Here is a 26252-nt window from a genome sequence, read left to right on the forward strand (position 1 = left end):
CCAGTTTGCCCGGGCGCGGCTATTTGCGGCCATCTCCCTCGGTGTGGTGATGCGCCTTCGAGGGTTAGGGCGGCTGCGCGGTCGTTCCGTGCAAGGGTTCTCTCGTCCACTTTGTTTCCGTCTTTCGCGGCGCGCACGCGCTGGCTTCAGCTGCCAACAAAGGGGTAACGAGGAGGACGGGATGAACTGCCCCGACCCAGTGCCTCGGCATCTGTTTGAAGACACTGGATTCCAGCGCTCGCTGGCACGACGGACTAGGCCACCCTACCGCATGATCCCCGTATGCCCCAACGAATACCGCCCCGGCTGCGGCCACACGGTGAGGCCATGTGGTTCCATGCCGACCTTGATCTTGCGCACCTTGCCGGTGGTGGTGTCGATGGCGTAGACGACGTCGTCGAAGCGGCCGGAGAGCCACAGCATGCGGCCGTCGGCGCTGACGTTGCCCATGTCGGGGCTGCCGCCGTGGGGGATCGGCCAGGTGGCGACGACCTGGCGGGTGGCGAAGTCGATCACCGAGACGCTGCCCTTGCCCTTGCGCGGGCCGTGGATCTTGTGCGTGCCGCGGTTGGCCACGTACAGGCGCGTGCCGTCGCGGCTGGGGTAGAGGCCGTGGGTGCCGATGCCGGTGGCGATGAAGCCGATCTTGGTGAAGCTGTCGCCGTCGATCAGGTAGACGCCGTCGGCCATCATGTCGGCGACGTAGAACACCTTGCCGTCGGGCGAGACGCGGATGTCCTGCGGCATGCCGCGGTGTTTCAGCGGCAGGTAGCCGAGCACCTTGTGCGCGGCCATGTCGATCTTGGCCAGCTTGCCGCCGAACTCGCAGGTGAAGATCGCGTAGCGCCCGTCGATGGAAAAGTCGGCGTGGTTGATGCCCTTGCAGCCGGGCACCGGCAGGCGGAACTGCAGCGCCATGGTGTGCGGGTCGCGGAAATCGAGCCGGGCGTCTTCCTCGGCAACCACGATGGCGTGCTTGCCGTCCGGGCTGAAGTACATGTTGTACGGGTCGTCGACCGCCACCGCCTGGCCGGGCTTGCCGGTGGTCGGGTCGATCGGGGTGAGGCTGCCGTCGGGGCGGTCCTCGGCGTTGTTGGTGACCCACAGCGTGCGCAGGTCGTAGGCCGGCACCACGTGCTGCGGGCTGCGGCCCACCTTGAAGGTGTCGACCACCTTGAACGTCACCGGGTCGATCACGCTGACGCTGTCCGAGCGCAGGTTGGGCACGTAGATGCGCGCCAGCGCGCCGGCCACCGCGGGGCTGAGCATGTTGACGCCGGCATCGCCATAGAGGTTGGCCGGGTTGGTCACCGGCGGCATGCCGGCGACGGTCTGCACGCCGCCGGCGAACGCCGCGCCGCTGGCGAGCCAGGCGAGCAGGGCGAAGCCGGCGCGGCGGCGGTGCGGGTGAGAGGTGTGCGCGTTGATGGTGAAGGTCCTCGGCAGCATGTCCGGTCCACGAATGTCGGTTGGGGGGTTCGGGCAGGTCAGTGTCCGGCGACGTCCTTGCGGATCGCCTCGACCGTCTGCGCCACGATCAGGTCCACGCCGAGCTGGCCCAGCGCGGCGGTGGCGCGACGCGGATCGCCGCCGTAGACGCCGTCGGCCGCGCCCGGCGCGTTCGCGTGGCGCAGTGTATCGGCGCGCACCATCGACGGTGCGACTGCCAGCTGAAGCGAGGTGTCGGCGAGCGCCGCGTGGGTGCCGATCTCGTCGTCGCGGTAACCGCGCCGGCGCAGCAGCGCGGCGTACCCGGGGGAGCTGGCGGCGTAGTATTCCGGCGGCGCGAACGCGTGCTTGGGCGAACCGGCCCAGTGCTTGTTGAGCCGGTCCACCACGCGGCGCAGGTCGCGCTGGTAGCCGCCGTGGTCGCCGAGCAGCACGACGTGGCGAAAGCCGTGCGCCGCCAGGCTTTCGGCCGCCGACGCCAGCATCTGCTCGAACGCGGCATCGGGCACCGTGATGGTGCCGGGAAAACGCATGTGCCCGCTCGGCGGCGCGATGTTGCCCTCGGGCACGTAGGCGACCACCGGCGCCACCAGCGCGTTGCCCAGCGCGCGCGCGATCCGCTCGGCCAGCGCCGCGGCGCGCGCGTTGTGCTTGCCCAGCGCGATATACGGCCCGCTCTGCTCGGTACCGCCGATCGGGATGATGACGGTGGTGCTGCCGGTCTCGATGCGCGCGCGCAACTCGGTCCAGGTCAGTTCCTGCAACTGCACCGTGGGCGGCTGCGCGCAGGCCGCCTGCGCCAGCATCAGCAGCAGGGCGAGGCCGAGGAGCTTGCGGTGATTCAGCAGGAACTTGCGCACGCGGGCGGGAAAGGGCGATCGATCATCCGCGCACATTGGAACAGCGCTGCGCCGCGCGCAAGCCCGTTGCGGCGCGGCAACGGGCCTGGCCGCTTTCAGTGTGACAGGTCGACCGCGTACACCGCCGTGCCGTCGCCGTTGTCCTTGAGCTGGCGGATGTTGTGCAGCCCTGCCGCTTTCGCCACATCGAGCTTGTTCGCCGCGCCGGTGAACACCACCGGGCCGCGCGTCTTCAGCGGGGCGAACTGCCACGAGGTGGCTTCGAGGTCGGCCGCGTCGAGGTGCTGCTTGCGCTCGATCCAGTGGGCCAGGATCTCGCGCGTGCCGTCGGGCGCGGCCAGCACGATGTTGCTGCCGTCGAGGCCGGGGAAGTGGCCGCCGCCGCTGGCGCGGTAGTTGTTGGTGACCACGACGAACGGTTGCGTCGGCGCGACCGGCTTGCCCTGGAAGGTGAGCGTGGTGATGCGCTCGCCGGCCGGCCTGGACACGTCGATCACGTAGTGGATGCCGCCCTGGATCTGGTCGAAGTTGTAGCCGGTGTAGCGGCTGTTGATCAGCGCCTGCTCGCCGGTCTGCTCCGGGTCGATGCGGTTGAAGCGCCGCGCGGATTGCTCCAGCCAGGCCTTGAGGCCGGCGCCGTCGATCTTCACCGCGGCCAGCGTGTTGGGATAGAAGTACAGGTCGGCGGCGCTGCGCAGGGTCAGCGGGCCGGCGGCCACGTCGGTGTAGTCGGCCGGGCCGCCGAAGCCGGTGCGGAACGCGGCGGCGGCCCCGAGCACCGGCACCTCGGCCAGCTCGGGATGGGTGAGCGGCAGTTCGCGGCGCACGTAGTCGATCTGCGCAGCATTGACCGGCACCAGCGCGGTCATGTTGCCCTCGTCGGCGAAGTAGCTGCTCATGCGCAGCGCGCTCGTGCCGATCGGCGTGTTGACGTAGGCGACCGCGGCCTGCTGCACGCCCGCCACCAGTGGCGCGATCGCGGGGTCCGCCGGCACGCAGTCGTGCTTGTCCTTGCAGATCGGCCGCACCTCGCTGTGGCTGTTGTCCCGGTCGACCACCCAGCGGCCGTCCTGGCGGTTGAGCACCAGCGCGACCAGGCCCAGGTCCTTGCCGAAGAAGCCGCCCATCACCGCCGGCACGTTGCGCACGAAACCGCGGCGGGCGTCGACGTCCTTCATGCCGGCGTAGCGCGGGCCGGGGAATTCGGTGTGCGAGTGGCCGAGCAGCAGCACGTCGATGCCGGGCACGCCGGCCAGGTACCAGCCGGCGTTCTCCATGTCGCTGGTGTAGGGGTGGGTGTCCAGGCCGCCGTGCAGCAACGCCACGACCAGGTCGGGATGTTGCGCCTGCAGTTCGGGCAGGTATTTGCGCGCGGCCTCGACCACGCCGGCGACGGTGACCTTGCCGGCCAGGTGGTGCTGGTCCCACTGCATGATCGGCGGCGGGGTGAAGCCGATGATGCCGACCTTCAGCGGCACCCTGATGTGGCTGCCGTCGGGCGTGTAGGCGTCGATGGTCTTCTGCACGATCGTCCACGGCTTGAAGATCGGCGCGCCGTCGCGTGCGCTGTAGACGTTGGCCAGCACCAGCGGGAAATGCGGCCCGGCGCAATGCGTGCTGCGGCTGCCGTCGACGTTCATCGGCGTCCCGGTGACCTGGGACAGGAAGCCCAGCCCGTAGTTGAACTCGTGGTTGCCGGGCGTGCCGCCGTCGTAGCCGACCGCGTCCATCGCGCGGTACACCGCCAGTTCCTGGTCGCAGGCCACCGGCTTGACCAGCGCCTGGTAGTCGGCCAGCACGCTGCCCTGGATGGTGTCGCCCGAATCGAACAGGAAATGGTTGGGGTACTCGGCGCGCGCACGCCGGATCAGCGTGGCGGTGCGCTCGAAGCCGACCGTGGGATCGTCCTTCAGCCGGTAGTAGTCGTAGCTGAGCACGGTGGCGTGGATGTCGGTGGTTTCCAGGATCGCCACCTGCGCGCGGGCGCCGTCGGGCACGCGGCCGGAGCGCCACGGCAGCGCGGAGCAGCCGGCCAGCGCCAGTGCGGCCAGCGCCAGCAGGGGGAGGGCGAACGGGGTGGATCGGACGGACATGAAGGTTCCGGGAACAGCCGCTGAGGGGACGGCCAAAGCTAGCAGATCGGACGGCTGCCGCGGTGCCCGACGAGGTCGTAAGATGCGGTTGCAGGCTCGGTCCTGCAGGGGGATGGCTCAGCTCATGCGTTCGATTCCATGGCGCCGCGTCCGCGGCCCGGCGGTGTGTGCGGGGGCCGTGCTGCTGTTCGTGCTGTGCGTGGCATGCACGGCCTGGCGCGAGCCGCTGCCGCTGCAACGCGTGTTTGTCACCTCGCTGATGCTGTGCAGCGCCGTGGTGCTGATGGCCGTGCTGGCGCGCTTCGCCAGCGCGCTGCTGCTCGCCGGCAGCTTGTTCGTCGCGCTGAAGTTCATCGCGGTGATGAAGCTGCGCTACCTCGACGAGCAGCTGATGCCGGCGGACTTCGTCTACTACGTGCGCAGCAGCCTGCTCGACACCTTGCGCCACTATCCGCACCTGTACCTGCTCGGCATCGGCCTGCTGGTGCTGTTGCCGCCGCTGCTCTACCTCACCTGGCGCTGGGACTGGCGCGTGTTCGCCACCTGGCGCGCGCGGCCGGCGTGGCTGTTGCGCGGCGCGGGGCTGCTGCTGGGCGCGTCGGCGTGGTGGTGGTGCATGTGGCCGGGCGGTCCGTTTGCCGGGGTGCACGCGCGCAACACCTGGGAGAAGCTCTCCGACGACGCGCACCTGACCAACTTCTTCGTCAGCTTCCGCGACGCGGCGGTGCGGTTGCCGCCGATGAGCGGCGACGGCGAGGCGGAGCGCGTGTGGGGTGCGGCCGCGCAGGGGCTGCCGTCCAATCGCCCGCCGCCGTACCCGGACATCGTGCAGGTGCTGGAGGAGAGCACGTTCGACCCGGCCAACTTCACCGACTGCAGCGTGCCGGCCTGCCGCGCGGCGATGTTCAAGACCGATGCGCGCACCCGCGGCAGCGGCGTGCTGCGCACGCATACGTTCGGCGGCGGCACCTGGGTCAGCGAGTTCGCCAGCCTGACCGGCATGCCGCAGGACATCTTCGGCCCCGGCGGCATGTACGCGCCCTACGTGCTGGCGCCGCACGTGCGCGATTCGCTGCCGCAACTGCTGCGCCGCCTGGGCTACCGCACCATCGCGATCTATCCCACCGTCGGCAGTTTCATCAACGGCCGCAACGCGTATCGCGACTACGGCTTCGATCACCTGTACGACGTCAACGAGCTGGGCCTGGTCGAGTGGGAGGAGAGCGACCGGCAGATGTTCGCCGCGGCCAAGCGCATCTACGACAAGGTGAAGCGGCCGGGGCAACCGGTGTTCATCATGATCCTCACCCTGAACCAGCACGGCCCGCACGACGAGGACCCGATGTCGTCGCTGCCGCCGGCGTTCCGCAACCTGCTGCCGGGGCTGAAGCCGGCGGTGGCGCTCAACTTCGACACCTACCTGGCGCGGCTGCACGACTCGGACCTGGCCATGCGCGCGCTGGAGCACGACTTCCTCGACCGCCCGCAGCCGACCGTGCTGATGCACTTCGGCGACCACCAGCCGTCCTTCGGCGGCATGATCCGCGACCTGCCGCGCAGCCTGCCGCCGGCGCTGCAGCCGTATCGCGACTACCTCACCTACTACATGGTCAAGAGCAATTTCGCCGGGCCGGCGCTGCCGCGGTATCCAATGCTCGACATCGCGTTCCTGCCCGGCATGGTGCTGCAGGCGGCGGGCTTGCCGCAGGATGCGTACTTCGCCGCCTCCAGCCGCCTGCGCGATCGTTGCGATGGCCGCTACGACGACTGCACCGTGCCGGGGCTGCTGCCGTCCTATTACGCGTGGGTGTTCGACCGGCTGCACGTGTACGAGTGAGCGACCGCGTTCAGCTTCGTGATGACCGTGGGCGGCAGGCGAGGGTTCGCGGTTGTCGCGTGGGGGCAGTTGCACGGGCCGGCCGGGCGCCCGCGCCACGCGCCAGGCCTGCATTGGCGCGATCGGCGGCGTGCTGGCAAGCGTCTTGCTTCGCCATGGACATGACTCGCCGCCTTCCCGATGCCGTTACGCCCCCGCCGAGCGCCGCCGCCGTGTGCGCCGCCGCTGCGCTGGAGCGGCAGATGGACGCGCTGGGGCTGTCGCCGGAGGAGCGCCTGTTCCTGCGCACGCTGCACCAGAGCGAGCGGCAGATCAACGACGCCTTCGACGAGGCGCGGCAGTCGGGCGACCTGCAGCAGCAGGTGAGCCGCGTGTACAAGCAGATGTATCGGCCGGACTGAGGTTTCCGCCACGCGCGGCTATGCTGGCCTCCCGATCCGTTGCGGAGTGCGCCGTGCCGATGGTCTCCACGCCTCGCGAAAAACCGCTGGCCGCACGCGTCGGCGTGATCGGCCATCGCGGTGCGCCGGCATGGCAGCCCGAGCACACCCTGGCGTCGTACGCGCGCGCGATCGCCGATGGCGCGGATTTCATCGAGCCGGATCTGGTGATGAGCCGCGACGGCGTGCTGGTGGTGCGCCACGAGAACGAGATCGGCGGCACCACCGACGTGGGCGCGCGGCGCGAGTTCGCCGCGCGCCGCGCGACCCGGCACATCGACGGCGTGGCGGTGACGGGCTGGTTCACCGAGGACTTCACCCTGGCCGAGCTGAAGACGCTGCGCGCGCGCGAACGCCTGCCGCAGTTGCGCGGCACCGTGCGCGACGGCCAGTTGCCGATCGCCACGCTGGAGGAAGTGATCGAGCTTGCCGCCGCCGAATCCGCCGCCTGCGGACGACTCGTCGGCATCGTGCCGGAGATCAAGCACGGCACCCATTTCCGCGCGCTCGGCCTGCCGCTGGAAGACCTGCTGCTGGCCACGCTCGCCGGGCATGCGCACACGCGCACGGCGACGGTGGAGATCCAGTCCTTCGAGATCGGCAACCTGCGCTACCTGCGCGAACGGCTCGGCACCGCGCACCCGAACGTCCGCTTGCTGCAACTGCTCGACGTGCCGCCGGCGCAGCCGTACGACGTGGTGGCCGCCGGCGGCACGCTGGACTACGCGCGGATGATGACCGCGGAAGGCTTGCGCGAGGTCGCCGGTTACGCCGATGCGATCGGCCCGGAGCTGCGCGCGGTCATCCCGTGGAACGCCGATGGCCGCCTCGATCCGCCGACGCGCCTGGTGCATGACGCGCACGCGGTCGGGCTGGAAGTGCATCCGTGGACGTTCCGCCCGGAGAACACCTTCCTCGCCCCGGTGTTCCGCCGCGGCGACGATCCGCACGCGCGCCACCGCGCCGGGCTGGTCGCGCAGATCGGCGCCTACCTCGACGCCGGCATCGATGCGTTCTTCACCGACGATCCGGCCAGCGGGCGGCAGGCGGTCGACGCGCTCGTGCGGGCCGCGCAGGGCGAAAGCTCGCTATGATCGCGTCGTCGCCACGACGCCCGTCGCCCATGTCCACTGTCGCCAGCACGTCTCCCGCGTTTCGCCGCGCCCTCGCGCCGATGGTGGCGTGCGCTGCGCTCGCCGCCATGCTCGGCGGCGCGTTCGGCGAAGGCGCCGACGCGTGGCAATGGCTGCACTGGATAGCCAAGCCGCTGGCCACCGTGCTGGTGATCGTCGCGGCGCTGGCGTGGCCGCCGATCACGTCGCGCTATCGGCGCCGGATCGTGGTCGGGTTGATCTGTTCGCTGCTCGGCGACGTGTTGCTGATGTGGCCGGCGGATCTGTTCGTGGCCGGCCTGGTGGCCTTTCTCATCGGCCATCTCCACTTCATCAGCGGCTTTCTCGGCGACAGCCGCCTGGGCACGCGCCCGCTGGCCTGGTTCGGCTGCCTGCTGCTGGCGGCGCTGAACCTGGCGTGGCTTTGGCCGTCCATACCGCCGGCGCTGCGCGGCGCGGTGGTGGTCTATGCGCTGGTGCTGGCGGCGATGGCGGCGCAGGCACTGGCGCGCGCCTGGGTGCACGCCGGCGACGTGCTGGCGCGGTCGGCGCGGCGTGCGGCGATCGGCGGAGCGCTGTTCATGCTCGGGGACAGCCTGCTGGCCTGGGACCGCTTCCACGGCGCGCTGCCGCTGGCCGCGGTGTGGGTGCTCGGCAGCTACTACGCGGCGGTGTGGTTCATCGCCCGCTCGGTGGCGCGGGACGATGGCATGGCGGGCGTGACGCAGGCATCGACGGCATGAATACCTCCGAGCTCATCATCACCTGGGCGACGCCGTTCTTCTTCGCGCTGATCGCGCTGGAGTTCATCGTCGCGCGCGTGCGCGGCCAGCGCGTCTATCGCGGCAACGACACCGTCAACAGCATCGGCCTGGGCGTGATGTCGCAGATCGCCGGGGTGTTCACCAAGCTGCTCACGCTGGGCATCTATGCGTGGTGCGTCGAGCACCTGGCGCTGTTCACGCTGCCGGCGCACAGCCTGTGGGTGTGGATCAGCGCGCTGCTGCTGTACGACCTGCTCTATTACTGGCTGCACCGGATGGGGCACGAGGTGAACATCCTGTGGGCGGCGCACGTGGTGCACCACCAGAGCGAGCAGTACAACCTCTCCACCGCGCTGCGCCAGACCAGTACCGGCGGCCTGCTCGGCTGGATCTTCTACCTGCCGATGGCGCTGCTCGGCTATCCGCTGGAAGTGTTCGTGGCGGTGGCGCTGATCGATCTGCTGTACCAGTTCTGGGTGCACACCGAGCAGGTCGGCAAGCTGGGCTGGTTCGACCGCGTGTTCTGCTCGCCATCCAACCATCGTGCGCACCACGCCACCAACGATCGCTACCTCGACCACAACTACGGCGGCATCCTGATCGTGTGGGATCGCCTGTTCGGCACCTTCGTCGAGGAGGACGACGCCGACAAGCCGGTCTACGGCACCCGCGCGCCGCTGCGCAGCTGGAACCCGCTGTGGGCGAACGCCGAGGTGTATTGGGCGGCGGCGGTCGATGCGTGGCATGCGCGGCACTGGCGCGACAAGCTGCAGGTGTGGTTCCGCCGGCCCGGCTGGCGTCCCGCCGACGTGGCCGCGCGCTTCCCCAAGCCCGCGTACGACATCCACCGCGCCGTCTACGACCCGCCGATGGCGCCGGCGATGGCCGCGTACTGCCTGCTGCAGTTTGCCCTGCTGCTGGGCATGGCCACGCATTTCCTGGGGCTCACCGCGCATGCGGACTTCGCCACCTTGTTCGGCTATGCGCTGTACATGGTGGCCAGCCTGTGCGTGATCGGCGCACTGATGGAAGGCCGTCGCCGCGCGTTCTGGCTGGAGGGCCTGCGCACCGTGCTGACCGCGGTGGTGCCGCTGCTGCTCGGCCGCTGGTTCGGCGTCGACCCGCTCGACGAACGCGTTGCCGCGGCGATCGTCGTGCTGTTCGGCGCCAGCGCCGTCGCGCTGCCCTGGCTGGCCGGCCTGCGCCCACCCGAATCCCTGCACGCCGCCCCCAACCCGTAGGCGGCACCGCCCGCCCACGCGTCGAAGCCTTCCTTCCACCGTTCACCCTGAGCGCAGCCGCGCAGCGGCGCACGCGGGGAGCAGCCATGGATGGCTGCAGTTCTGAGGAGCGAGGGACTCGAAAGGCAGAGCTGGCGCGGGGCTTCGACTTCGCGCCTGCGGCGCTACGCTCAGCCCGAACGGTTTCGGGAGAGCCGATGTCTTTTCGAATCCCGAATCCCGGCCAAACGCATCGTGCACCGGATGCACCCTTGCAGAGAGGGTGTGTGGACGTGCGGCACCCATTTGGACGTCCAAACGCCACACCGCCGGGCCACGCCTGGCCCGACCCCCGCGACTTGTTATGCTGTGCGCTGATTTCAAGGGGAGCACCCTATGGGTTTCTTCAGCAAACTGATACGCAGCAAGTCGGTCGCGCAACTGCAGGCCGAGGCAGGTGCCAGCCGGGATTTCCGCCGCACCATGGGCGTGTGGCAGCTCACCGCGATCGGGGTGGGCGCGATCGTGGGCGTGGGCGTGTTCGTGCTGGCGCCGAACGAGGCGGCGTTGAACGCCGGCCCGGCGATCATCCTGAGCTTCCTGGTGGCCGGCATCGGCAGCGCCTGCGCGGCGCTGTCCTACGCCGAGTTCGCCGGCATGATCCCGGTCACCGGCAGCGCCTACACCTACGGCTATGCGGTGCTGGGCGAATTGCCCGCATGGATCATCGGCTGGGACCTGCTGGTGGAGTACGCGCTGATCGTGGGCGTGGTCGCGGCGGGTACGTCGAACTACCTGCAATCGCTGATCGCCCAGATCACCGACCTGCACCTGCCGGTGTTCCTGCAGGCGGCCTACGACCCGGCGCATCCGGACAGCGGGCGCGGCATCAACCTGATCGCGATGCTGGTGGCGCTGGGGGTGGCCGCGCTGCAGGTGGCACGCACCGAGGTCGGCGCGCGCTTCAATACGGTGGTGGTGGCGCTCAAGGTGCTCGGCGTGATCGTGGTGGTGGTGGTGGGAGCGTTCTACGTGAACACGGCCAACTGGACCCCGTTCGTCCCGCCGCTGGTGCACGACGCGGCGGCCACCGGCGGCACGCGCTACGGCGTGAGCGGCATGCTGGCGGCGGCCAGCATCGTGTTCTTCGCGGTATTCGGCTACGACACGCTGACCACCGCGGCGGAGGAGTCGAAGAACCCGCAACGTGACCTGCCGCTGGCGGTGATCGCCTCGCTGGGCGTGGCGATGGCGATGTACCTGGCCATCTCGCTGGTGCTCACCGGCATGGTGCCGTACAACGGCTGCGTGGATCCGTCCGAGGTCGCCGGGCAGTGCTCGGAGATGATCCTGGCCAGCTCGGCGCCGGTCAGCGCGGTGTTCGCCGCGCGCGACCTGCACTGGGTCAGCGGCATCATCAACGTCGCCGCGGTGTGCGGCATCGCCAGTGTGGTGTTCGCCTTCATGCTGGGCGCGGCGCGCATCTGGTTCGCGCTGGCGCGCGACGGCCTGCTGCCGGCGTGGTTCGCCAAGTCGCACCCGAAGTACGGCACGCCGCACCGCCCGACCATCGCGCTCGGCGTGTTCACCGCGCTGGCGGCGGGCCTGCTGCCGATCCGCGAGCTGGCCGAACTGGTGAACATCGGCACCTTGTCCGCGTTCATCGTGATCTGCGCCTCGGTGCTGATCCTGCGCATCCGCCAGCCGGAGCTGGAGCGGCGCTTCCGCACGCCGGCGTTGTGGCTGCTGGCGCCGCTGGGCATCGTGTTCTCGCTGTTCCTGATCATCGGCTGGCCGTGGGTCACCGACGGCCAGTTCCACATGATCGGCGGGCTGGACATCGTCACCATGTGGCGCTTCGTGATCTGGATGGCGATCGGCCTGGCGATCTACTTCTTCTACGGCATGCGCCACAGCAAGCTCGCCACCGGCGAGCCCTGATCCCGCTCAGGCGCTGGCGAGGGCCGTGACCACCCGGTCGCGGCCTTCGCGCTTGGCCTGGCGCATCGCCAGGTCGGCGCGGGCCAGCAGGCTCTCGACGCTGTCGCAGCAGCCGGGCGTGCATACCGCCACGCCGATGCTGGCGCTCAGGTGTCCGCCCGGGTGATGGCTGGCGGCCACCGCCAGGCGCAGTTGCTCGGCGCGCAGCAGCGCCTGCTCCAGGTTCACCCCGGGGAGCAGCACGGCGAATTCCTCGCCGCCGATGCGGCCGATCAGGTCGTTGCTGCGGGCCTGCGTGCGCAAGCGCGCGGCCAGCGCCACCAGCGCGGCGTCGCCGGCGGCATGGCCGTATTCGTCATTGATCCGCTTGAAGTGGTCGGCATCCAGAAACAGCATCGCCATGGGCTGGCGCTGTTGCTGCGTTTCGTGCAGCGCGATGCGGCCCAGGTCGAGGAAGCGGTTGCGCAGCAGCACGCCGGTGAGGCCGTCGGTCTCGGCGCGTTCGCGCAGCAAGCGCTCCAGCTTGAACTGTTCGAGCAGGGTGCGCGCCATGAACGCGCGCAGCACCGTCGCCAGCGACACCGAGATGGCCATGTAGACCGAGTACTGCAAGGTGCGCTCGCCGTCGCCCAGGTGCAGCAGCATCGGCAGCGGTCCCAGCGCGCACAGCGCCATCGCGATCAGGAAATCCCAGCGGCCGAACCAGATCACCGACGAGGCCACTGGCAGCAGCAGGCCCGGCAGCGGCTGGCGCGCGCCGGCCGTGCCGCAGAACCCTGCGAGGTTGATGCCGATCTGCAGCAGCACCACGCACAGCAGGGCGAGCATGCGCAGGGTCAGCGGCTCGCGGCACTGCCGCGCGGCGATGACCACCAGCAGCATCGGCGGGGCCGGGATCAGCTGCCACAGCAACTCGTTCGGACTGGCGCCGAGCAGGCCGCGCACCACCACCGCCAGCAGGTAGGCGCACAGCGCCACCGCCATCAGCGCGTGGATCATCGGCCCCATGCGCTGCGCCAGATAGCCGGCGTAGTCGCGGCGGAACGCGGCGTCTTCGCTGGGTTGTGGCTGGAGGGCAGGGGCGGGCATGGCGACGGTCGGAATATCCGGAGTGGTTTGCGGTGGAGCAAAGCACGATGAATGCCAACGCCAGGACGCGCCTCGCGGCCATGCGGGCGCGGCGATCGTGACCTTCGGCAGGGGTGGGCGCCGGCGGCGCGCACTAGCATCGAAAGCCCGCGTTCGCCCCTGTCGCCAGCTCATGCCGGCCGCCTTCCCGCGCGGCCGGCGTGGCCGGCGCCACCTCATTCCATCATCCGGGAGCCGCCCTTGAAGTTCACCCGCCTCGCCGCCGCCGTCGCCGCCAGTGCCCTGGCGCTGGCCAGTTTCAGCGCCATTGCCGATGTCCCGGCCGCGCAGAATGTGCCCTATCAGGGCAGCCTGAAGATCAGCGTGGACGCCAGCGACGTCGCCCGTCGCATCTTCCGCGTGCACGAGGTGATCCCGGCGCAGCCCGGCCCGCTGACCCTGCTTTATCCGCAGTGGCTGCCCGGCAACCACTCGCCCACCGGCCCGATCGACAAGCTGGCCGGGCTGGTGGTCACCGCCAACGGCAAGACCCTGCCGTGGACACGCGATTCGCTCGACGTCTTCGCGTTCCACGTGGTGGTGCCGGAAGGGGCGACCCAGGTGGAGGCGCAGTTCCAGTTCCTGTCGCCGCAGGATCGTCGCCAGGGCCGCGTGGTGATGACGCCGGAGATGCTCAACCTGCAGTGGAACGCGGTGTCGCTCTACCCGGCCGGCTACTACACGCGCCAGATCCCCGCCCAGGCCAGCGTGAAACTGCCTGCCGGCTGGCAAGCCGGCACCGCGCTGGAGGTCGCCTCGCGCGAGGGCGACACCATCCACTTCAAGCCGATCGACTACGAGAACCTGGTCGACTCGCCGATCTTCGCCGGCAAGCACTTCAAGCGGCTGGACCTCGACCCGGGCGCCAAGGCACCGGTGCACCTGGACCTGGTCGCCGACGCGGCGAAGTACCTGGAAGTGACGCCCGACCAGCTCAAGGCGTTCCGCAACCTGGTGCAGCAGATGTACAAGCTGTACGGCGCGCACCACTACGACCACTACGATTTCCTGGTCTCGCTGAGCGACAAGATGAGCGGCATCGGGCTGGAGCACCACCGCTCCAGCGAGGACGGCACCTCGGCCGATTTCTTCACCGAGTGGAAGAAGAACGTCGCCGCGCGCGACCTGTTCTCGCACGAGTTCAACCACTCGTGGAACGGCAAATACCGCCGCGGCGCGGACCTCTACACGCCGACCTTCAACGTGCCGATGGGCGACAGCCTGCTGTGGGTGTACGAAGGCCAGACCCAGTTCTGGGGCCAGGTGATGGCCGCGCGTTCGGGCCTGTGGAACGCGGAGCACACCCGCGACACGCTGGCCTACGTCGCCGCCACCTACGACCGCGGCCGTCCCGGCCTGGCCAGCTGGCGCAACGTGCAGGACACCACCAACGATCCGGTGATCGCCAAGCGCGCACCGCTGCCGTACCGCAACTACCAGTCCAGCGAGGATTACTACTCCGCCGGCGAGATGATCTGGCTCGACGTCGACGGCAAGCTGCGCGAACTCAGCCACGGCAAGCGTTCCATCGACGACTTCGCCCGCGCCTTCTTCGGCATGGACAACGGCCAGTGGAACGTCAACACCTACACCTTCGATGACGTGGTCAGGACCTTGAATGGCGTGGCGCCGTTCGACTGGGCCGGCTACCTGCGCACGCGCCTGGACGGCCACGGCCCGCTGACCGGCGGCATCGAATCGCACGGCTGGAAACTGGTCTACACCGACCAGCCCTCCGACGCGGTCAAGGCCGCGGAGAAGCGTCGCCACCAGGCCGACTTCACCTACTCGCTGGGCCTGTCGATCGGCAACGACGGCAGCATCGCCGACGTGCTGTGGGACGGCCCCGCGTTCAAGGCCGGCGTCGCCCCCGGCATGAGCGTGATCGCCGTCAACGGCCACGACTACGACGCTGACGATCTCAAGGACGCCATCACCGCCGCGGCCACCGACAAGAACGCCACCATCGAACTGCTGGTGAAGAACTTCGACGAGTACCAGACCGTGCGCATCGCCTACCACGACGGCCTGAAATACCCGCACCTGGTCCGCGACACCAGCAAACCCGACACCCTGGCCGAACTGCTGAAACCGCTTTAATCAGGCAGCGCGCTTCTTGCCTTCGCCTCCTCTCCCCTCCGGGGAGAGGATTGAGGTGAGGGGGCGGTGCTCGCCCCGGACTCCCGCTCTCGCCACGTGACGGAAGGCATCGCGCGCAAGCGCGCTCCTACAGTGCCTGCCGGCCCGGATGCCGACCCGCAACCAACTCGGCTATACTGCCGCTCCCCGCGGTCCGGCCACCGGCCACCCGCGCGCGGCCACACAATGCGCCTGTAGCTCAGCTGGATAGAGTACCGCCCTCCGAAGGCGGTGGTCGTGGGTTCGAATCCCGCCGGGCGCACCATTTTTTTTCTTGCGCAGCGCTTTTTCTGCTGCTCCATCGGCAACGAACAATTTCCGTACTGATTGGACCAGCCCGCGACCGGGCCCGGCTGCGCGTCGCATGCTGGATTCAATAGTTGGCGTGTGGATCCGCGCAATTGGCGTGATCCATCGCGTTTGTGCGGGAGTGAAAAGAGTGGCTGACCAGTGGCGATTGGGGTAGTCGTCAGGGATGCCTGTTGTTGAAGGAGATGCCAATGAAGCGCGAGTTGATCGACGATTCTCTGTGGTTTCACCACGCTGACGGCAGCCGTTTCTATCCGTGGATACGGTTTTCGAAGCACCACGGCTACAGCAGTTTTTGGGTTTCCGACGGCTCCAACCACATCGCCGATGCCATCTCCGTGGCTACCGTGGCCGAACTGGTCCAACACGTGTTCGCCAAAGGCCGGAGTGTCTGGCTGTGCGACGGAGGTTCGCCCGGCAGGTGTGGTCTGTATCGGTTTGGTGCACGCGTTGTCCAGGGCTGGGGTGGTGCCGACGAGGTCGTGGGTCTGGCGCTCGCAGCAGGGGCCCCTGCGCCGACGAGATAGGGCCCCAGTTTCGTTGGCAGCCGTCTGCTTGTTGGGGGAGGGCGCCGAGATGTCTGACGGCGATGGACGGCCGGATAATGCGCCGTCCTCGCAGCAACATCTGAGGTCTGCGGTTCATTGCAGCTCGGCCCGACATGGCTTGTCATGCGCAAAGCACAGCCTGCCTGCCGCGTTCGGCGGGTCGCCTCAACTTTTGCCCGCGCCACCCACCGTCCCCAGCAAACTGCGCACCGCCGCATCCAGCTCGCTGTCCTTGCCCTGGAACGACTCGCCCAGCGGTCGGCTGACCGGGATGTCGACCGGGCGGGGGTGGCCTTCCATGGGTTGGCCGTGGCTGTCGGTGATGGTGATGAAGGGCAATCGCACGGTGCCGCCGTCGATCAGCTTGCCGGCGGAGGTGTAGATGATCCAGCCGGCGGTGGGTTCGCCGACGATCTTGCCCAGGCCGAGCGCGCGGTAGCCTTCGGAGAAGTCTTCACCGTCGGAGAGGGTGACGCGGTTGGTGATCAGCACGGTGGGGCGTTCCAGTGCGCGCTGGCCGAGGATGCTGCGCGCGGGCTCGGCCTGGTCGAAGCCGCGGAAGGTCATGTTGAGGTAGGGGCGGCGCGCGAGCACGTCCAGCGCGTAGGCGTTGACGAAGCCGCCGAAGTTGTTGCGGATGTCGATCACCACGCCGTCGCCGGTGGCGTTCTGCGCGTCCAGGTCCTTGTAGAAATCCTGCAGCGAGGCATACGACATGTCGCGCAGGTGCACGTAGCCCAGGCGCCCGCCGCTGGCCTTGGCCACGTAGGCGCGGTTGTCCGCCGTCCAGGCGCGGTAGACCAGTTCGGAAAGATCCTTCGAATCGATCGGCTTCACCGCGACGTCGCGGGCGCCCTTGCCGGCGGCGTTGGCGGCGATGCGCAGCTCGACCTTGTCGCCGATGCGGTGGGCGAGGCGCCGGGCCAGGTTGCTGTGCGCGTCCAGCGGCTCGCCGTCGATCGCCAGCAGGTAGTCGCCGGTTTCGATGCCGCCGGCGACGGCGGCGGGCGACAGCGGCAGCACGCTGGCGACGCGCAGGCGGCCGTGCTGTTCGTATTCGGCGCGGTCGAACATCAGGCCGAGCCGGCCGGTGATCGACTCGCGCTTCTGCGGCGCGCGCGCGCCGGAATGGGAGGCATCGAGTTCGCCCACCATCAGGTTCAGCAGCCGATACAGCGCGGCGGGCGTGGCCGCGTTGGCGACCAGCGGCGCATAGGTGGTGTGTACCGCGTTCCAGTCCACGCCATGCATGGCCGGGTCATGGAAGGCGTCGCGCAGCCAGCGCCAGGCCTGCTCGAACACCACCCGCTTCTCGCTGTCGAAATCCACCTCCATCGCGGCGTCGACGGCCAGCGCCTCGGGCTTGGCGTCTCTCTTGTCGTCCAGCTTGAGCGACTGGATCTTGCCGGCGTCGAGGTAGAACACCTGCTTGCCGTCCGCGCTGAACTGCGCGTCCTGCTTGTCGCCCGGCGTATGCGTGAGCTGGCGCGCCACCGGCGGCTCCTTCGCCAGCGGGTCGAGCGACCAGCTGTAGAGGTTCGTGGTGCCGGCGACTTCGGCGGTGAGCAGCAGGGATTTGCCGTCCGGGCTGATCTGCACGGCGCCGACGTCCAGGCCCACCGGCAGCAGGCTCAGCCGCTCGCGGATGCCGTCGGCGTCGATGCGCACGGGCTTCACCGGCGGCTTGTCGTCGGCGTGGTCGCTGTCCTGGCCCTTGGGCTTGTCGTCACCGGACTTGGCCTTGAACAGATCCTGGAAACGGTCCTCGCGGAACACCGGCGTGCGCGGCAGCAGGTCGATCTGCGCGACCTGGCCCTCCTCGGTGCGCTGGCCGGTGGTGAACAGCACGCTGCGCCCGTCGGCGCTCCACGACACGTTGTCCGCGTCGGTGTTGGCCAGCGAGCTCAGCATCACCTGCTTGCCGTCGGCCAGCGCCACCGCGTGCACGTTGCGGAACATGCGCGGACCGAAGTCGAGGTAGGCGAGCCAGCGCCCGTCCGGCGACCACGCGAACGGCGCGGCGGAGTCGAGCGGGCGCGGCAGGTCGATGCGCGCCTTCACCACGCTGCGCAGCTTGCCGCTGGCGATGTCCAGCACGCACAGCTCGCGGTCGTTGCGCAGGAACGCCAACTGCTTGCCGTCGGGCGAGAAGCGCGGGGCAGTGTCGCTGCCGGCGGTGGAGGTGAGCGCGGTTTCCTTGCCGCTGGCGAAGTCGTACAGGTAGAGCTGGCCGTGGCCGTCGCGGCTGGAGCCGTAGACCAGCCGGCGGCTGTCCGGCGCCCAGGTCAGGTCGTATTCCTCGGCCGCGGTGCGGGTAAGGCGGCGCGCGTGGCCGCCCTTGGCGGCGTCGGTGGCGAACACCTCGCCGTGCGCGATCAAGGCCAGCTTCTTGCCGTCCGGCGACAGCGCGATCTGGCTGTAGCCGTGGCCGAGGTTCTCGTGTTCCGGTTGCGGGCCGCGGATCGCGCCGGTCAGGGTGATCGTCAGCGGTACGGCGTGGCCGCTGGCCGGGTCCAGCGTCCAGATGCCGAAGTCGCGCTCGAACGCCAGCAGCTTGCCGTTCGCCGCGAGGCTCGGCCACAGCACGCGGCCGTCGGTGAAGCCGGTCAGCGCCGATTCGCTGCCGCCGGCCAGCGGCACCCGCCAGATGTTCTCCGCGCCGCTGCGGTCGCTCATGTAATAGAGCGTGGCGCCGTCCGGCGCCCACATCGGCCATTGCGCGCGCGCGTCGTCCGCGGTCAGTCGGCGATACTGGTGGCCGCCGTCGTCGCGCAGCAGCCATACCGCGCCTTCGTCGATGTGGCTGCGGCCGTGGCGCCACCATTGCCAGTCGCCCATGCCGCCGCCGACCACGGCCAGCGAGGCGCCGTCGGGCGAGGGCGCGGCCATCGACTCGTTGCGATAGCGTTCCAGCGACACCGGCATCGGCGTGCCGCCGCTGGCGTGCACGCGGTAGACGCCGGCCATGCCGCCGACGTTGTCGCGCGCGGAACTGAAATAGATCCACTGGCCGTCGCGTGACCACGCATCGAGCTGGTTGCCGCCGTCGGCCCAGGTCAGCCGGCGCACCACGCCGCTGGTCAGATCGAGCAGATAGATGCCGTTGGCTTCGCCGCTGCCGTCGGACTGGAATGCCAGTTGCCGGCCGTCCGGCGAATACAGGGGGCGCGAATCGTTGCCGCCGTCATCGGCCACCAGCAGGTGCGCGGTGCCGCCCTGGCTGGACACGCTCCAGATGCCGCCGTTGGCGACGAAGGCGATCTGGCTGCCGTCCGGCGAGACCGAGGGTTGCGACAAGGCCACCGCCCCGGCGGCCAGCGTGGACAACGGTGCCAGCAGCAGGCAGCAAAGCAGCCACAACAGGTAGCGCAGGCGCATGTGGATTCCCCGGGCGAAAGGCCGGCGCCCAGTGTAGACGCGGCCATCGGGCCGCGCCTGCACCATTGGTCATGGGGCGAACCTGACCTGGGGAGTCCTTTCCGATCAGCTCTTGCCGATGCGGAAATCCTGGCTGGCGGCGGGCTTGCCGTCGACGGTGATGTCCACCGTGTACTTGCCTTCCGGCCACAGATCCGGGTTGTGCACCTGGAAGGTGGTGATCGCCGGGCCATCGGTGGCGATCGACTGGCTGATCTTGCTGACCAGTTGGCCGCGGCCTTCGAGGTAGCGCCAGGTGGCGTCGATGGTGGCGTCGGTGCTGCTGCCTACGGTGGCCACGCTGGCGTAGAGCGTGTGGGCGTCGGCGTCGAAGTGATCGGCGGCATGGGTGACCTGGTGACTCTTGTCGATCGCATCGCCCACGGTCAGTTTGGAGAAAGCCAGCGGGGCCGGTGCGATGGCGGTGGCGGTGGCTACCGTGGCGGCGGGGGCAATGGCGCTGCTGCCGGCCGGCGCGGCGGCGGCCGTGTGCGCCGGGGCGGGCGTCGGCATCACCGAGGCCGCGGGTGCGACGCTGCCGGCGGGCGGCGGGGCCGGGGCGGATTCATCGTGCTTGCCGCAAGCGGCGAGCAGCAGCAGGCTGGCCAGGGCAGCCGCTTGCCACAGGGCCGTCGTGACGGTTGGTCGTTTCATCGGAACTCCACGGGTGGATGGTCGGCATGACTCACCTTGCCGAGGCTAGCGCCGCGCAAATGAAGCGCCGATTAGCGGCCGCGCGCGCCTGCCCGAACTTTTCACGCGACGGTGACGGTTGCCGGCGCGACTACTGGCGTACCGTGCGCGGGTTGCCCGGCGTGGCCGGCGTGCTGCTGCGGAACGGATTGATGTCGAGCCCGCCGCGGCGCGTGTAGCGCGCATGCACGCGCAGCTGCAGCGGCGCGCAGCGGCGGGTGAGGTCGACGAAGATGCGCTCCACGCATTGCTCGTGGAATTCGTTGTGGGTGCGGAACGAGACCAGATAGCGCAGCAGGCCGGCGTGATCGATCGGCGCGCCGCGGTAGGCGATCTGCACGCTGCCCCAGTCGGGCTGGCCGGTCACCGGGCAGTTCGAGCGCAGCAGGTGCGAGACCAGCGTTTCCTCCACCGCGGTCGCCGTGGTGTCGGCCTGCAGGAAGTCCGCGTCCGGCGGTCCGTAGCTGTCGACGGCGATGTCCTGCTCGTCGAGCAGCTCGCCATCCAGCTCCACCACCGGCAAGGCCGCGGCGCGCAGCGGCGACAGCTCCACGCCGACCACGGCACCGGCCGCGGCGGACAGGTCATGGCGCAGCGTTTCGGCGAGCGCGTCGATGTCGGCGATGGATTCCTGCGCGAAGCCGTTCAAGTACAACTTGAACGATTTCGATTCGATGATGTACGGCGACGCCGCCGGCACGCGGAACTCGGCCAGCGCCACCTGCGGCTTGCCGCGCGGGTCCAGCCACGACAATTCGTAGGCGTTCCAGATGTCCACGCCGTGGAACGGCAGCGCTTCCGCCACGCCGATCTCCGCGCGCTTGTCGGCGCGCGGGATCGGAAACAGCAGGCTGGGGTCGTAGCGGTCGGCATAGACGGTGTCCTTGCCCAGCGGGGAATGTTCGGGGGTGCTCATGCGCCGAGTTTACCCCGCCACCTCTCGTAGGAGCCCGCTCGCGGGCGATGCTTTTGCTTTTGCGATCCCGGCTTCAAGAGCATCGCCCGCGAGCGGGCTCCTACGGGGTCTTGCGAGGCTACGCGTTGACCATGCGCATGCCTTCCTCGACGTAGCGCGTGCCGCTGACCGCGTCGGGCGGAAACACGGCGTCGATCGCCTTCAGCTCCGCGGCGCCGAGCTGCACGTCGAGCGCGCCGAGGTTCTCATCCAGCCGGCTGCGCTTGCGCGTGCCGGGGATGGCCAGCACGTCCTCGCCCTGCGCCAGCACCCAGGCCAGCGCCAGCTGCGCAGGCGAGCAGCCCTTGTCGGCGGCGATGGCTTTCACCTGCTCGACCAACTGCAGGTTGCGCGCAAAGTTGTCGCCAACGAAACGCGGGCTGTGGCGCCGGTAATCGTCGGCCTCGAAATCGTCCGGCGAACGGATCGCGCCGGTGAGAAAGCCGCGCCCCAGCGGCGAGTAGGCGACCAGGCTCACGCCGAGCTTGCGGCACGCGGCGAGCATGCCGTTGGTCTGCGGGTCGCGCGTCCACAGCGAGAACTCACTCTGCAGCGCGGCGATCGGATGCACCTTGCAGGCGCGCTCCAGCGTGGCGCCGGAGGCTTCGCTCAGTCCCAGGTAGCGCACCTTGCCGGCGGCCACCAGCTCGGCCATCGCGCCGACGGTTTCCTCGATCGGCACCTGCGGGTCGACGCGGTGCTGGTAGTACAGGTCGATGGTGTCGATGCCGAGCCGCTTCAGGCTCGCGTCGCAGGCGGCGTGCACGTATTCCGGGCGACCGTTGACGCCCCGTGCCTGCGCGTCGTTCGGGTCCAGCATGATGCCGAACTTGGTCGCCACGAAGGCCTGCTCGCGGCGCCCCTTGAGGGCCTTGCCGACCAGCAGCTCGTTGGTGTGCGGACCGTACATGTCGGCGGTGTCGAGCAGGTTGAGGCCGCGCTCCAGTGCGTGGTGGATGGTCGCGATCGATTCGGCGTCGTCGTGTGCGCCGTAGAACGCGCTCATGCCCATGCAGCCGAGGCCGAGGGCGGAGACGCGGGGGGCAGCGGAACGGTTGCCGAGGGTGCGGGTCTGCATGCGGATGGCTCCGGTGGGTGAGGGTGGACGCATGGTGCGCCGTGACGGGGATTCGATAAATACTCAATAATGGCCATCATCATTCCACGAGTAACAACAATGGCGATGGACCGGCTGCAGGCCATGCGGCTGTACACGCGGATCGTCGAACTGGGCAGCTTTACCGCGGCGGCGGGGGACCTGGACCTGCCGCGCGCCACCGTCACCCACGCGATCAAGCGCCTGGAGGCGCGGCTGGGTGCGCAGCTGCTGCTGCGGACTACCCGCCGCGTGCAGGCGACCCGCGACGGCGAAACCTACTACCGCCATTGCGTGCGGTTGCTTGCCGACGTCGACGAGGTGGAGTCTGATTTCCGCGAGGCGCGGGTGCAGCCGAAGGGACGCCTGCGCGTGGACCTGCCCGCCTCGCTGGCGAGCCTGCTGGTGATTCCCGCGTTGCGCGATTTCTTTGCCCGCTATCCGCAGATCCACCTGGACATCGGCACCGGCGACCGCTTCGTCGACCTGGTGCGCGAAGGCGTGGACTGCGTGCTGCGCATCGGCGAACTGGCCGATTCGGACATGGTCGGCCGCCGCGTCGGCCGTTTCGAGCTGGCCACCGTGGTCAGCAGCGCCTACCTGCGCCGGCATCGCGCGCCCGACTCGCTCGCCGCGTTGCAGGACGGCCATGTGGCGGTGAACTGGATCTCGCCCACCACCCGCCGCGTCGAGCCGCTGGAGTTCATGGTCGGGCGCAAGCGCCGCGAGGTCGCGCTGCCCGGCTGCGTCAGCGTCAGCAGCGCCGAAGCCTATTACCGCTGTTGCGAGGCCGGCCTGGGCATCGCGCAGATCCCGCGCTACCGCGTCGCCGCCGAACTCAAGCGCGGCCAGCTGCGCGAGCTGCTGCCGGCGTTCCCGCCACCCTCGCTGCCGATGACCGTGCTCTATCCGCCACAACGCCAGATGCCGGCGCGTCTGCGTGTGTTCGTCGACTGGCTGGTGGAGCTGACGGCGGCGCTGCGTTGATGCTGCGGCGGACAGGCTCCTCGTTGCCGACAAATGGCGCGATCCGGCCAACCCTGGAAAAACAACAGCCCCTCGCCTGGGGCTCGGGGCTGCTGGCTGGTCAACGACCGGATGCGGGACGATCAGGAATGGCTTTTGATCGCCTTGCAGGTGGGGGCCGAGATGGTCGGCGCGGCGCCCATGATGCCCGGCGTCATGCGTGCCGAACAGTCGAACGTCCGTCCCGATTTCGTCGCTGCCGTATAGGTGTAATCCTGACCGCCCAGTGCGTCCGGCTTTCCGGCGTTGACGTCAGTGATCGTCAGCTCCTCTGAAGAGGCCAGGCCGAGCATGTGTGCGGTTTCGGTTTGCAAGGGCACCATCGCATCGGTCGTCGACATGGTGGCGCAACCGGACAGCGCCAGGGCGAACAGACAGCTGGCGGTCAATGCATTGCGTGTTTTCATCAATAGTCCCTATTTTGATGTCATTCCAACGTAGGTGAATGCACGGCACTCGAGGCGGATGAAACGCCTCACGCGGGTTGTTTCACAGGCAACAACCGCGCGCCAAGTCGAGCTTGCAGGGCGTGCCGGCCGGGCAATCTTGCCTTCCTGATACCGGTCCAGTCCAGAGTCGGAGTGGGTTGTTCGCATGTCGAACAGGTGGGTCTTTGCATCATGGCGATCCGCAACAAGCGTGTTCGCCATTCCGTGTCGTCCACCGGCCAGTTCCGCGGTAGGCGAAACCCTGCGGCGGCGCATCGTGCCGAAGGGGCGGGTGGCGGGTGACGTGGACCTTTGGCACAGAGTGGGCAAGGCGATATCGCGCTAGCATCGGCAGGACGTGTGTCGACGCAGCCACCGGCGGTTGCGCATCCGGGTTTGGGGAGATCAACAGATGTATTCAAGGTTCGGCAAGTTGCGCCTTTGTGGCGCGGTGTTTCTGGGGCTGTTGTCCGGCGTCGCCGCCGCGCATGGGCGGGTGCTCGACGCGAATGACTACGCGCAGGCCGAGCGTTTCATGAGCTACAACACCACGCCGCTGGTCGACCACGCGGTGACGGCCGTGCATTGGCTGGACGATGGCCATTTCTGGTACGTCGACCATGACCAGCGCGGCGATCACTTCATCCGCATGGATGCGGCCAGCGGCAAGGCCATGGCGTTGTTCGACCAGGCGAAGCTGGCCGCGGCGCTGGGCAAGGCCGGCGGCAAGCCGGTCGACGCGATGAAGCTGCCGGTGACCGCTTACGAGGCGAAGCCCGACGGCCGCATCGACGTCACCGTGCGCAGCAAGCACTACGTGTGCGACCTCGTCGCCGCCGAGGCCAGCTGCGTCGATCGCGCAACGCTGGTGAAGACCGGCAAGGAACCCGGCGCGCTGTCGCCGGACGGCAAGAGCGAGGCCTTCATCCGCGACTGGAACCTGTGGCTGCGCGACGTCGCGACCGGCAAGGAAACCCGGCTCACCACCGACGGCGTCGAGAACTTCGGCTACGCCACCGACAACGCCGGCTGGAAACACACGGACAAGGCGATCGTGGAGTGGTCGCCCGACTCGAAGCAGATCGCCACCTTCCAGCAGGACCAGCGCAAGACCGGCGAGATGTACCTGATCAGCACCACGGTCGGCCATCCGAAGTTGAAGAAATGGAAGTACCCGCTGGTGGGCGACAAGGACGTGACGATGATCGAGCGCGTCATCATCGACGTGGCGACGAAGAAGGTCACGCGCCTGCAGATGCCGCCGGACCAGCACCGTTCCACCCTGTGCGACGACGTCAGCTGCGGTCCGGACGGCGGCTGGGACGACGTGAAGTGGGCGCCCGACGGCAAGACCCTGGCCTTCGTCTCCACCTCGCGTTACCACAAGCACGCCTGGTTCCGCATCGCCGATGCGACCACCGGCAAGGTGCGCACGGTGTTCGAGGAAACCTCGCCGACGTATTACGAAAGCGGCAACGGTGCGGTCAACTGGCGCTACCTGCCGGCCACGCATGAGGCGATCTGGTTCAGCGAGCGCAACGACTGGGGCAACCTGTACCTCTACGACCTCGACACCGGCAAGCTCAAGCACGCGATCACCACCGGCACGGGCAACGTCACCGAGGTGCTCAAGGTCGATGCGAAGTCGCGCACCGTGTGGTTTCGCGGCGTGGGCCGCACGCCGGGTGTGAACCCCTACTACCAGCAGTTCTTCAAGGTCGGCCTGGATGGCGGCAAGCCGGTGCTGCTGACGCCGGAAGCGGCCAACCACGAGATCACCCTGTCGCCCGATGGCAAGACCTTCGTGGACGTCTATTCGACGCCGACCGCGCCGCCGGTCACCGTGCTGCGGGCTGCCGACGACGGCCGTACGCTTGCTACCGTGGCCCGCGCCGACATCACCCGATTGAAGGCGGCCGGCTGGGTGCCGCCGGTGCCGATCACGGTCAAGGCGCGGGACGGCAAGACCGAGTTGTACGGCATGATGTTCAAGCCGTCGCACTTCGATGCCTCGAAGAAGTACCCGATCATCGACTACATCTACCCGGGCCCGCAGACCGGCTCGGTGCGTGGGCGCAGCTTCTCTTCCGCGCGTGCCGACCACCAGGCGATGGCCGAGCTGGGCTTCATCGTGGTGGCGATCGACGGCATGGGCACGCCGTGGCGCTCCAAGTCGTTCCACGACACCTGGTATGGCGACATGGGCGACAACACGCTGCCCGACCAGGTCGCCGGCCTGAAGGAACTGGGCAAGCGCTACCCGTGGATCGACCTCGACCGCGTCGGCATCTGGGGCCACTCCGGCGGCGGCAACGCCTCCACCGGCGCGATGCTGCGCTACCCGGATTTCTTCAAGGTCGCGTGGTCCGAAAGCGGCAACCATGACAATCGCCACTACGAGGACGACTGGGCCGAGAAGTACCAGGGCGAGCTGGTCAAGAACAAGGATGGCAAGAGCAACTACGACGACCAGGCCAACCCCAACCAGGCGGCGCGACTCAAGGGCCGGCTGATGCTGGTGCACGGCACGATGGACGACAACGTGCCGCCCGGCAACACCCTGCTGATGGTCGACGCGCTGATCAAGGCGAACAAGGACTTCGACCTGCTGATGATCCCCAACGCCCACCACGCCTACGGCGACGCCACCCCCTACGTCACCCGCCGCCGCTGGGACTACTTCGTGCACTACCTCGCCGGCGACACGCCGCCGAAGGAGTACGAGCTGAAGGCGTGGCCGTGGAAGTGAGCGCGACCGTTTGATCGAGGGCAACGCAAAGGCCGGGTGCAAACCCGG

19 protein-coding genes and 1 tRNA gene are annotated in these 26252 nt (G+C 68.9%); 11 read left to right on the forward strand and 9 right to left on the reverse strand.

Annotation, left to right across the window (positions count from 1 at the left end; genetic code table 11):
* Positions 1-264 precede the first annotated feature (264 nt).
* The 3 genes from ACVCMG_RS11705 to ACVCMG_RS11715 all read right to left on the reverse strand — a co-directional run bounded on the left by ACVCMG_RS11705 (position 265) and on the right by ACVCMG_RS11715 (position 4402).
* Positions 265-1449: a YVTN family beta-propeller repeat protein gene (locus ACVCMG_RS11705; protein ID WP_447106953.1), complete on the reverse strand. Its 1185-nt coding sequence runs from the start codon at positions 1447-1449 to the stop codon at positions 265-267.
* A gap of 38 nt (positions 1450-1487) precedes the next feature.
* Positions 1488-2309 carry a creatininase family protein gene (locus ACVCMG_RS11710; protein ID WP_447106952.1) on the reverse strand — a complete coding sequence of 274 codons (822 nt, stop codon included), beginning with the start codon at positions 2307-2309 and terminating at the stop codon, positions 1488-1490.
* 95 nt (positions 2310-2404) lie between these two features.
* On the reverse strand, positions 2405-4402 hold the full coding sequence (locus ACVCMG_RS11715; RefSeq protein ID WP_447114194.1) for a bifunctional 2',3'-cyclic-nucleotide 2'-phosphodiesterase/3'-nucleotidase: 1998 nt from the start codon (positions 4400-4402) through the stop codon (positions 2405-2407).
* Positions 4403-4526: 124 nt separating this feature from the next.
* Here ACVCMG_RS11715 and ACVCMG_RS11720 point away from each other — a divergent pair, with 124 nt between their 5' ends.
* The 6 genes from ACVCMG_RS11720 to ACVCMG_RS11745 all read left to right on the forward strand — a co-directional run bounded on the left by ACVCMG_RS11720 (position 4527) and on the right by ACVCMG_RS11745 (position 11716).
* Positions 4527-6239: an LTA synthase family protein gene (locus ACVCMG_RS11720; RefSeq protein WP_447097821.1), complete on the forward strand. Its 1713-nt coding sequence runs from the start codon at positions 4527-4529 to the stop codon at positions 6237-6239.
* Positions 6240-6400: 161 nt separating this feature from the next.
* Entirely contained in the window at positions 6401-6640 is a 240-nt protein-coding gene (locus ACVCMG_RS11725; RefSeq protein ID WP_447106949.1) for a hypothetical protein, read from the forward strand.
* 59 nt (positions 6641-6699) lie between these two features.
* Complete coding sequence (locus tag ACVCMG_RS11730) at positions 6700-7773, forward strand: glycerophosphodiester phosphodiesterase family protein (protein ID WP_447115414.1); 1074 nt, start codon at positions 6700-6702, stop codon at positions 7771-7773.
* Positions 7774-7802: 29 nt separating this feature from the next.
* Positions 7803-8534 (forward strand): lysoplasmalogenase, encoded by a 732-nt coding sequence (locus ACVCMG_RS11735; RefSeq protein WP_447114195.1) that lies wholly within the window; start codon positions 7803-7805, stop codon positions 8532-8534.
* Positions 8531-9796, forward strand: a complete 1266-nt coding sequence (locus ACVCMG_RS11740; protein WP_447114196.1) for a sterol desaturase family protein — start codon at positions 8531-8533, stop codon at positions 9794-9796. The genes ACVCMG_RS11735 and ACVCMG_RS11740 overlap by 4 nt, the downstream gene beginning before the upstream one ends.
* A gap of 375 nt (positions 9797-10171) precedes the next feature.
* The gene (locus ACVCMG_RS11745) at positions 10172-11716 is read left to right on the forward strand and encodes an amino acid permease (protein WP_447114197.1); all 1545 of its coding nucleotides are present in this window, start codon (positions 10172-10174) and stop codon (positions 11714-11716) included.
* Between the two features lie 6 nt (positions 11717-11722).
* Here ACVCMG_RS11745 and ACVCMG_RS11750 read toward each other — a convergent pair whose 3' ends face one another.
* Positions 11723-12805: a diguanylate cyclase gene (locus tag ACVCMG_RS11750; RefSeq protein WP_447114198.1), complete on the reverse strand. Its 1083-nt coding sequence runs from the start codon at positions 12803-12805 to the stop codon at positions 11723-11725.
* Between the two features lie 240 nt (positions 12806-13045).
* On the opposite strand from ACVCMG_RS11750, the gene ACVCMG_RS11755 reads away from it, so the two are divergent.
* The 3 genes from ACVCMG_RS11755 (at position 13046) to ACVCMG_RS11765 (ending at position 15819) form a co-directional block, all read left to right on the forward strand.
* A complete protein-coding gene (locus ACVCMG_RS11755) occupies positions 13046-14944 on the forward strand; it encodes a M61 family metallopeptidase (protein WP_447114199.1) in 1899 nt (632 codons plus the stop codon).
* A gap of 227 nt (positions 14945-15171) precedes the next feature.
* Positions 15172-15248, forward strand: a tRNA-Arg gene (locus ACVCMG_RS11760).
* 235 nt (positions 15249-15483) lie between these two features.
* Positions 15484-15819, forward strand: a complete 336-nt coding sequence (locus ACVCMG_RS11765) for a hypothetical protein (protein WP_395120528.1) — start codon at positions 15484-15486, stop codon at positions 15817-15819.
* A 186-nt stretch (positions 15820-16005) separates the two neighbouring features.
* On the opposite strand, the gene ACVCMG_RS11770 is transcribed toward ACVCMG_RS11765, so the two are convergent.
* The 4 genes from ACVCMG_RS11770 to ACVCMG_RS11785 form a co-directional block, all read right to left on the reverse strand.
* Positions 16006-19218: a S41 family peptidase gene (locus tag ACVCMG_RS11770; RefSeq protein WP_447114200.1), complete on the reverse strand. Its 3213-nt coding sequence runs from the start codon at positions 19216-19218 to the stop codon at positions 16006-16008.
* Positions 19219-19323: 105 nt separating this feature from the next.
* The gene (locus ACVCMG_RS11775) at positions 19324-19911 is read right to left on the reverse strand and encodes a hypothetical protein (protein WP_447114201.1); all 588 of its coding nucleotides are present in this window, start codon (positions 19909-19911) and stop codon (positions 19324-19326) included.
* A 130-nt stretch (positions 19912-20041) separates the two neighbouring features.
* Complete coding sequence (gene queF / locus ACVCMG_RS11780) at positions 20042-20866, reverse strand: NADPH-dependent 7-cyano-7-deazaguanine reductase QueF (protein WP_136257000.1); 825 nt, start codon at positions 20864-20866, stop codon at positions 20042-20044.
* 118 nt (positions 20867-20984) lie between these two features.
* Positions 20985-21983: an aldo/keto reductase gene (locus ACVCMG_RS11785; RefSeq protein ID WP_447114202.1), complete on the reverse strand. Its 999-nt coding sequence runs from the start codon at positions 21981-21983 to the stop codon at positions 20985-20987.
* A gap of 105 nt (positions 21984-22088) precedes the next feature.
* Between ACVCMG_RS11785 and ACVCMG_RS11790 the strand changes: the two genes are divergently transcribed.
* Positions 22089-22988: a LysR family transcriptional regulator gene (locus ACVCMG_RS11790; protein ID WP_447099515.1), complete on the forward strand. Its 900-nt coding sequence runs from the start codon at positions 22089-22091 to the stop codon at positions 22986-22988.
* 122 nt (positions 22989-23110) lie between these two features.
* Here the strand turns inward: ACVCMG_RS11790 and ACVCMG_RS11795 are convergent, their stop codons facing one another.
* The gene (locus ACVCMG_RS11795; RefSeq protein WP_395120521.1) at positions 23111-23434 is read right to left on the reverse strand and encodes a hypothetical protein; all 324 of its coding nucleotides are present in this window, start codon (positions 23432-23434) and stop codon (positions 23111-23113) included.
* 433 nt (positions 23435-23867) lie between these two features.
* Here ACVCMG_RS11795 and ACVCMG_RS11800 point away from each other — a divergent pair, with 433 nt between their 5' ends.
* The gene (locus tag ACVCMG_RS11800; RefSeq protein ID WP_447114203.1) at positions 23868-26204 is read left to right on the forward strand and encodes a DPP IV N-terminal domain-containing protein; all 2337 of its coding nucleotides are present in this window, start codon (positions 23868-23870) and stop codon (positions 26202-26204) included.
* Positions 26205-26252: the final 48 nt, after the last annotated feature.

Source organism: Rhodanobacter sp. UC4451_H18, assembly GCF_052978225.1.